7 protein-coding genes are annotated in these 7,901 nt (G+C 73.7%); 5 read left to right on the top strand and 2 right to left on the bottom strand.

Translation table 11 applies throughout. The features are described from left to right. Positions 1 to 80: 80 nt before the first annotated feature. Positions 81 to 1,244: a 4-hydroxybenzoate 3-monooxygenase gene (locus ACWGL3_RS29345; RefSeq protein ID WP_267944517.1), complete on the bottom strand. Its 1,164-nt coding sequence runs from the start codon at positions 1,242 to 1,244 to the stop codon at positions 81 to 83. 296 nt (positions 1,245 to 1,540) lie between these two features. Here ACWGL3_RS29345 and ACWGL3_RS29340 point away from each other — a divergent pair, with 296 nt between their 5' ends. The 4 genes from ACWGL3_RS29340 (at position 1,541) to ACWGL3_RS29325 (ending at position 5,724) form a co-directional block, all read left to right on the top strand. Next, on the top strand, positions 1,541 to 2,404 hold the full coding sequence (locus ACWGL3_RS29340) for an ABC transporter permease (RefSeq protein ID WP_267944516.1): 864 nt from the start codon (positions 1,541 to 1,543) through the stop codon (positions 2,402 to 2,404). Continuing rightward, positions 2,401 to 3,258 carry an ABC transporter permease gene (locus ACWGL3_RS29335; RefSeq protein ID WP_267944515.1) on the top strand — a complete coding sequence of 286 codons (858 nt, stop codon included), beginning with the start codon at positions 2,401 to 2,403 and terminating at the stop codon, positions 3,256 to 3,258. The genes ACWGL3_RS29340 and ACWGL3_RS29335 overlap by 4 nt, the downstream gene beginning before the upstream one ends. A 64-nt stretch (positions 3,259 to 3,322) precedes the next feature. Continuing rightward, entirely contained in the window at positions 3,323 to 4,171 is an 849-nt protein-coding gene (locus ACWGL3_RS29330; RefSeq protein ID WP_267950400.1) for an ABC transporter ATP-binding protein, read from the top strand. Between the two features lie 92 nt (positions 4,172 to 4,263). Next, positions 4,264 to 5,724 (top strand): aldehyde dehydrogenase family protein, encoded by a 1,461-nt coding sequence (locus ACWGL3_RS29325; protein ID WP_452462034.1) that lies wholly within the window; start codon positions 4,264 to 4,266, stop codon positions 5,722 to 5,724. Here ACWGL3_RS29325 and ACWGL3_RS29320 read toward each other — a convergent pair. Beyond that, positions 5,669 to 6,376, bottom strand: a complete 708-nt coding sequence (locus tag ACWGL3_RS29320) for a TetR/AcrR family transcriptional regulator (RefSeq protein ID WP_452462033.1) — start codon at positions 6,374 to 6,376, stop codon at positions 5,669 to 5,671. The two genes, ACWGL3_RS29325 and ACWGL3_RS29320, sit on opposite strands and share 56 nt — an antisense overlap. A gap of 59 nt (positions 6,377 to 6,435) precedes the next feature. Between ACWGL3_RS29320 and ACWGL3_RS29315 the strand changes: the two genes are divergently transcribed. Then, complete coding sequence (locus tag ACWGL3_RS29315) at positions 6,436 to 7,848, top strand: aldehyde dehydrogenase family protein (RefSeq protein ID WP_267944512.1); 1,413 nt, start codon at positions 6,436 to 6,438, stop codon at positions 7,846 to 7,848. Positions 7,849 to 7,901: the final 53 nt, after the last annotated feature.

Genomic DNA, 7,901 nt, shown 5'->3' with positions numbered 1-7,901 from the left:
GTCGGCCGGCCGTGCCGTTCCCCCCGCGCGGGGGGAACGGCACGGCCGGCCGACGTGCCCGCGTCCGCCGCCGAACGCCTCTAGGGGCGGGGCAGGCCGGTGTAGTTCTCCGCCAGCTGGGTCGAGGCGGCCCGGGAGGAGGCCAGGTACTCCAGGTGCGAGAGCTGGAGGCGGTGGTCGAAGGCGTCGCCCGAGGTGTGCAGCAGCGTGGTCATCCAGTAGGAGAAGTGCTCGGCCCGCCACACCCGGCGCAGCGCCGCGGCCGAGTAGTCCTCCAGCGCCCCCGTCCCGCCGTGCGTGTACCGGGCGCGCAGGCCCTCCGCGAGCAGCGCCACGTCGTGCAGCGCCAGGTTGAGCCCCTTGGCCCCGGTGGGCGGCACGATGTGCGCGGCGTCCCCGGCCAGGTAGAGGCGCCCGTGGCTCATCGGCTCGGTGACCAGGCTGCGCATGGGGGTCAGGCCCTTGGAGGTGAGCGGTCCGCGTCGCAGTTCCCAGCCGGGCACGGCCATGCGCTCGGCCAGCTCCTCCCACACCCGCTCCTCCGGCCAGTCGTCGGGGTCGGTGCCGTTGGGCACCTGGAGGTAGAGGCGGCTCACCTCCTCCGAGCGCATGCTGTGCAGGGCGAAGCCGCGTTCGTGGCGGGCGTAGACCAGCTCCTCGCACGAGGGCGGCACGTCGGCCAGCACGCCCAGCCAGCTGAAGGGGTAGAGGCGCTCGAAGGTGCGGACGACGCCCTCGGGCAGGCTGCGCCTCCCGATCCCGTGGAAGCCGTCGCAGGCCGCCACGTAGTCGCACTCCAGCACCTCCTCCCGGCCCTCCAGGGTGTGGCGCACGCGGGGGCTGTCGGTCTCGATCCCCTCGATCGCGGTGGCCCGGGCCCCGAAGAGGACCTGTCCTCCGTCGGCCAGGCGCCGGGCGGTCAGGTCCTTGACGATCTCGGTCTGCGCCCAGATCTCGACGCTGCGCCCGCACAGGTCGGAGAAGTCCACGCGGTGGGATCGGCCGTCGAAGCGCAGTTCGATGCCGTCGTGGGTGATGCCCTCGCGGTCCATGCGCTCGCCGAGACCGCTGCGGCGGAGGAGGCGGGCGACGCCGTGTTCCACGACGCCCGCGCGCTGGCGGGCCTCGACGTAGGCGCGGTCCCGCGTTTCCAGCACCACCGACTCGATGCCGGCCAGGTGCAGCAGGTGGGAGAGCAGGAGGCCGGCGGGCCCTGCTCCGATGATGCCGACGCGTGTGCGCATCAGGTGTCCCCTCGTCGGTCGGGCTTGGCGCCCGGGTGCCACAGAAGTTCCTTATGCGAACACATATTCACATGACGAACGAGCAGGAGGGGCGGTGGGCCCCGTCCGGCGGCGCGGATCCCGGAGTGTCCCGCCCGGGCGCGGCCGTCCCGCCGTCGGCGTCCATGGCGTCGAAATGCGCCCGCACCATATCTTGACCCGGTGAGCCGCATCACCTATGTTCGCCAAAAGAACAAGTGTTCGCAAAACGTACAGTGGTGGGCGCCGGTGCCCACCCCGACGCGGTTGGAGCGCCGATGCGCCGTGGGCCGGCAGTCCTCACCACCGGGGCCGCACCGCCGGCCGTACCCGCGGGCGGCGGCGCCCGCACGCGCCGGGCCGCGCGCGCGGGCCCCGACAGGCCGCTCCTCGGGGCCCTGGGCATCGCCGCCCTCCTCGCGCTCTGGGAGGCCGCGCCGCGCCTGGGAGCCGTCTCCGCCCGCCACCTGCCGCCCGCCTCCGAGGTTCTGGCCACCCTGGCCGAACGCGCCGCCACGGCCGCCTTCTGGACGGCCGTGGGCGACACGCTCACCGGATGGGCACTGGGCCTGGCCATCGCCTTCGCCGCCGCCGTCCTGCTCGGCCTCACCCTGGGCTCGCTGCCCCGGGTGCGCGCCTTCACCGACTCCACGGTGGACTTCCTGCGCCCCATCCCCTCGGTCGCGCTCATCCCGCTCGCCGTCCTCATGTACGGCACCGACCTGCGCTCCACCCTGCTCCTGGTCGTGTACGCCTCCTTCTGGCTCCTCTACATCCAGGTCCTGTACGGGGTGGCCGACGTCGACCCCGTCGCCGAGCAGACCGCGCGCTCCTACGGGCTCGGCCGCCTGGCCCGCGTCCGCCACGTCGTGTGGCCCACCACCCTGCCCTACCTGATGACGGGCCTGCGCCTGGCCGCGGCGGTCGCGCTCATCCTGTCCGTCACCGCCCAGCTCGTCATCGGCTCCCCGGGCCTGGGCCGCGAGATCGCCGTCGCCCAGTCCAGCGGCGCCGTTGCCTCGGTCTACGCGCTCATCGTCGCCACCGGCGGCCTCGGGGTCCTGGTCAACACCGGGGTGCGCGCCCTGGAACGCCGCGTCCTGCACTGGCACGCGTCCGTCCGCGGGGAGGCAGCGGCATGAACCGTCCCCTCGGGACCGCCCGGTCCGACGACAGCGCCGGGACGCGGGCCCCGGCCGCGCGACCGCGCCGCGGCGCCGCGGGCCGACTGGGCCTGCGCACCCTGCACGTGCTCCTGCTCCCCGTCGTGCTCGTCGGGGTCTACGCCTACGCCGGCGCCGCCTCGGACAGCTACTACACGCCCACCCCCGACCTCATCGCCGCCGCCTTCGTCGAGCTGTGGTTCTCCGAACGCCTCTTCACCGACGTGCTCCCGAGCATCGCCCGCCTGCTCACCGGCTTCACCGTCGCGGCGGTCCTCGGTGTGGGCCTGGGGGTCCTGCTGGGCCTGTCCCCCCGGACCCGGGCCCTCCTGGAGCCGGTCCTGGAGTTCCTGCGCGCCGTCCCGCCGCCGGTCCTGGTGCCGCTGATGATCCTGCTGGCCGGCATCGACGACTCCATGAAGGTCATGGTGATCGTCTCCGGCTGCGTGTGGCCCGTCCTGCTCAACACCGTGGAGGGCGTGCGCGCCGTGGACCCGGTCCTGGCCGACACCGCCCGCTGCTACGGCATCACCGGCGCCACACGGCTGCGCGTCCTGGTCCTGCGCTCGGCGGCTCCGCAGATCATGGCCGGGCTGCGCCTGGCCCTGGCCCTGGCGATCATCCTCATGGTCATCAGCGAGATGTTCGCCAGCTCCAGCGGCCTGGGGTTCGCCATCGTCCAGTTCCAGCGCAGCTTCGCCATCCCCGAGATGTGGGCGGGCATGGTCCTGCTCGGCCTGATCGGTTTCGCCCTGTCGGCGCTGTTCGAGCTCGTCGAGGGCCGCGTCCTGGGCTGGTACCGGGGTTTGCGCGCCGCGAACCGGGGCGGGTGAGCCCGTGGGCGCCGCCGCGGAACCGACCACGACCACGACCGACCACGAGGGAGAACGCCCCACCATGCTCAAGGTCACCGGCCTCCGGAAGGTCTACGACGGGGGAGCCGTCGCCGTCGAGGCCGTCCGCGACCTCACCTTCGAACTCGCCGAGGGCGAACTCGTCTGCCTCGTCGGTCCCTCCGGCTGCGGCAAGACCACCCTGCTCAAGTGCATCGCCGGGCTCATGCCGCCCACCGGCGGCACCGTCGAGCTCGAAGGCCGCCCCGTCACCGCGCCGCCGCCCGACATGGCCGTGGTCTTCCAGGAGTACGGGCGCAGCCTCTTCCCGTGGATGAGTGTGCGCGCCAACGTCGAACTGCCGCTGAAGCAGAAGAGGCTACCCGTGGAGCGGCGCACCGGCCTCGTCCGCGAGGCACTGGAGGCGGTGGGGCTGGCCGGATCCGCCGACGCCTACCCCTGGCAGCTCTCCGGCGGCATGCAGCAGCGCGTGGCCATCGCCCGCGCCGTCGCCTATGAGCCCAAGGTCCTGCTCATGGACGAGCCCTTCGCCGCCGTCGACGCCCAGACCCGTGCCGACCTGGAGGACCTGATCCGCGCGCTCTGGAAGCGCCTCGGGGTCACCGTCCTGTTCGTCACCCACGACATCGACGAGGCCGTCTACCTGGGGGAGCGGGTCCTCGTGCTCTCCTCCTCGCCGACCGTGGTGCAGGACGACGTCACCGTCGACCTGCCTGCCGGGCGGGACCAGCTCACCACCCGCCGGGACGGTCGCTTCACCGAGCTGCGCACCCGCGTCTACGCCGAGATCCAGAGGGCGAAGAGGGGCGACGCGGGGGCGGACGGCCGCCCGCAGGACCGGACCGGGGGCAGGGAGGGCAGCCCGGTCGCCGGCGGGTCCCCGGCGGGCTGACCGCCCACCGTCCACGGGCGCCGGTCCCGTGCACCGGCCCCACCGAACAGCTCCCGCACGCACGCGCGGGAAACCGTCGAAGGAGACACACCGTGACCCTGATCGCCTCCGAGGACTTCACCTCCGCCGTCTTCACCGGGGCGTGGACCCCGGCCAAGGGCGGTGACGCCCCCGTGGTCTCGCCGTCGAGCGGGGAGGTGCTGGGACGCACCGGCATCGCCGACGCCGACGACGTCCGCGACGCCGCCGCGCGGGCCGCCCGGGCCCAGAGGGGGTGGGCCGCCGCGTCCTTCGAGGAGCGGGCCGCCGTCCTGCGCCGCGCCGGAGACCTGCTGGAGGCCAACGCCGGCGAGATCATGGGGTGGCTGCGCCGCGAGGGCGGCGCGGCGGCCGGGATGGCCGGCTTCCAGGTGCACGTGGCGGCGGGGGAGTGCTTCGAGGCCGCCGCCCTGGCCTCCCAGCCGCACGGCGAGATCCTGCGCACCGGGAAGCCGAGGCTGAGCTTCTCCCGCCAGGTGCCGGCCGGGGTGGTCGGTGTGATCGCCCCGTTCAACGTGCCCCTGATCCTGGGCATCCGCTCGGTCGCCCCGGCCCTGGCCGTCGGCAACGCCGTGATCCTCAAGCCCGACCCGCGCACCGCGGTCTGCGGGGGCGCCGTCATGGCCGAGGTCTTCCGCAGGGCGGGTGTACCCGAGGGCGTCTTCCAGGTGCTGCCCGGAGGGGCCGCCGCGGGGGAGGCCCTGGTGGCCGACCCGCACGTGCGGGTCATCTCCTTCACCGGGTCCACCGCCGCCGGGCGCAGGGTCGGAGAGGCGGCCGGGCGCCACCTCAAGCGGGTCCACCTGGAACTGGGCGGGAACTCGCCGCTGGTGGTCCTGGACGACGTGGACGTGGACGCGGCCGCCTCCGTCGGCGCCTGGGGCTCGTTCCTGCACCAGGGGCAGATCTGCATGACCACCGGCCGCCACCTGGTGCACGAGTCCGTCGCCGACGCCTACGTGGACCGGCTCTCGGCCAGGGCGGACGCCCTGACCGTGGGAGACGCCGAGTCGGACGGCTCGGCGCTCGGACCGGTGATCGACGCCGGCCAGCGCGACAAGATCCACGCGCTGGTCACGGGCAGCGTGGACCACGGGGCCGAGCTGTGCGCGGGCGGGACCTACGAGGGGCTGTTCTACCGGCCGACCGTCCTGGACCGGGTCGACGCCGCGACCCCCGCCTACGCGGAGGAGGTGTTCGGGCCGGTCGCCCCGGTCGTGCGCTTCTCCTCGGTGGACGAGCTGGTGGAGCTGGCCAACTCCTCGGAGTACGGCCTGTCCCTGGGTGTGCTCACCAGCAACCCGATGCGCGGCATGGAGATCGCGGACCGGGTGCCCAGCGGGATCGTGCACATCAACGACCAGACCGTGGACGACGAGGCCGTCGCCCCCTTCGGCGGTGTGGGCGACTCCGGGACGGGGTCCCGTTTCGGCGGCACCCGCGCCAACCTGGAGGCGTTCACCGCGACCCAGTGGGTGACGATGCAGGCCGACCCGGCCCGTTACCCGTTCTGACCCCGCGCCCGGTGGCCTCGGGCACGGGTGCGGTGGCCGCTCCCAGGGCCCTCAGCAGGTAGGGGAGCAGCCGCTCCGCCATGTCCACGCCCGGTCGTGACCCCGGGGTGTGGGGGATGAGGAAGGTGTGGCTCACCATGGGCCCGATGACCATCTCCCCCACCACGAGGGCGTCCTCCACCGGGGGGATCTCCCCGCGCCCGGCCGCCCGGTCCAGGACGGCGCCGACCCGCTCCTGCAGGGGCATGACGAACTGGTCCATGAGCACGTCGGCCAGGGCCCGGTTGTGGGCGGCCTCGCCCAGGACGGCGCGCAGGAGGCGGCCGGAGGGCCCGTCCAGGGCGGCGGCCTTGTCGTGCAGGAGGGCGCTCAGGTCCGAGTGCAGGGCGCCGGTGTCGCGGTCGGGGCCCAGTTCCTCGGCCCAGGCGCGGGCGGCGCCGACGACGAGGTCCTCCTTGGAGCGCCAGCGGCGGTAGAGGGTGGCGGTGGAGACCCCGGCCCGTTTGGCGACGGCCGCGGTGGTCAGGCCGCTGTAGCCGTTGGCCTGGAGTTCGGCGAGGGTGGCGTCCATCAGCGCGCGGTCCCGGGCGGCGTCCCGCGGGCGCCCCCGGCGGGGGGTGCGGGAGACGCCGGGCAGATGGTCGGTGGTCATACCGGAATCCTATGCGAGCGCCCTGTTGGAAACGAAACACTTTCGTTTACCATCGGTTCATGACGACAACCGACACCCCCGCCGAACCGCTGACCCTGACCACCGACATCCCGCCGATCGTGGCAGGGCTGCGCTCGGCGTTCGCGTCGGGACGCACCAAGCCGATCGCGTGGCGGCGCGCCCAGCTGCGCGCGCTGCGGCGCCTCCTCACCGAGGAGCGGCCGGCCCTGGAGAAGGCCCTGTACACCGACCTGGGCAAGAGCCCGGTGGAGGCCCACACCACCGAGATCGGCTTCGTGGTCAACGAGATCGACCACACGCTCAAGCACCTGGCGTCGTGGCTGCGCCCGCAGCGGGTGCCGGTGCCGGTGGCCCTGGCCCCGGCCAGGGCGCGCAAGGTCCGCGAGCCGCTCGGCACCGTGCTGATCGTGGCGCCCTGGAACTACCCGGTCAACCTGTCGCTGGCACCCCTGGTGGGCGCGATCGCGGCGGGCAACGCGGCCCTGGTCAAGCCCAGCGAGCTCGCCCCGGCCACCTCGGCAGCCCTGGGGGAGCTGGTGCCCCGGTACCTGGACGGCGAGGCGATCGCGGTGGTGGAGGGCGGCATCCCCGAGAGCACCGCCCTGCTGGAGGAGCGCTTCGAGCACATCTTCTACACGGGCAACGGCGCGGTGGCCCGCATCGTCCTGGCCGCGGCCGTCAAGCACCTGACCCCCGTCACCCTGGAACTGGGCGGGAAGAGCCCGGCCGTGGTCGAGCCCGGCGCGGACCTGGCGGTCACCGCACGGCGCCTGGCCTGGGGCAAGTTCACCAACGCGGGCCAGACCTGTGTGGCCCCCGACTACGTGCTCGCGATCGGGGACACCGCCGAACCCCTCCAGCGGGAGCTGGCGGCCGCCATCACGGAGATGTTCGGCGAGGACCCCTCCCGCAGCGCCGACTACGGGCGCATCGTCAACGAGCGCCACTTCGACCGGCTGTCCGCCCTGCTGGAGAGCGGGACGGTGACGGCCGGGGGCGAGCGCGACCGCAAGCGGCTCTACATCTCCCCCACGGTGCTGGGCGACGTCGACCCCGACTCGCCCGTGATGGGAGAGGAGATCTTCGGGCCGATCCTGCCCGTCGTCCGGGTGCCGGACCTGGACGCCGCGATCGCCTTCGTCAACGAGCGGGACAAGCCGCTGGCGCTGTACGGGTTCACGGCCTCGGACCTGACCAAGCGGCGCCTGACGACCGAGACCTCCTCGGGCGGCCTGGCGTTCGGCCTGCCCATCGCCCACCTGGCCGTCCCCGGCCTGCCCTTCGGAGGCGTGGGGGACAGCGGCATGGGCGCCTACCACTCGACGGCCTCGATCGACACGTTCTCGCACACCAAGTCGGTGCTCGACAAGTCGCTCTTCATGGACACGATGAAGGTCGCCTACGCGCCCATCACGGGCGTCAAGGAGAAGCTGCTCCGCAAGCTCCTGTGACCGGGGCCGGGCCGGCGGGGCCGCGCGGAACTCCCCGGCGGCGGGAGCGCGGC

The sequence above is a fragment of the Nocardiopsis sp. NPDC055824 genome (assembly GCF_053616335.1).
Note: the sequence above shows the minus strand (reverse complement) of the source record. Positions and strands in the feature narration are given on the sequence as shown.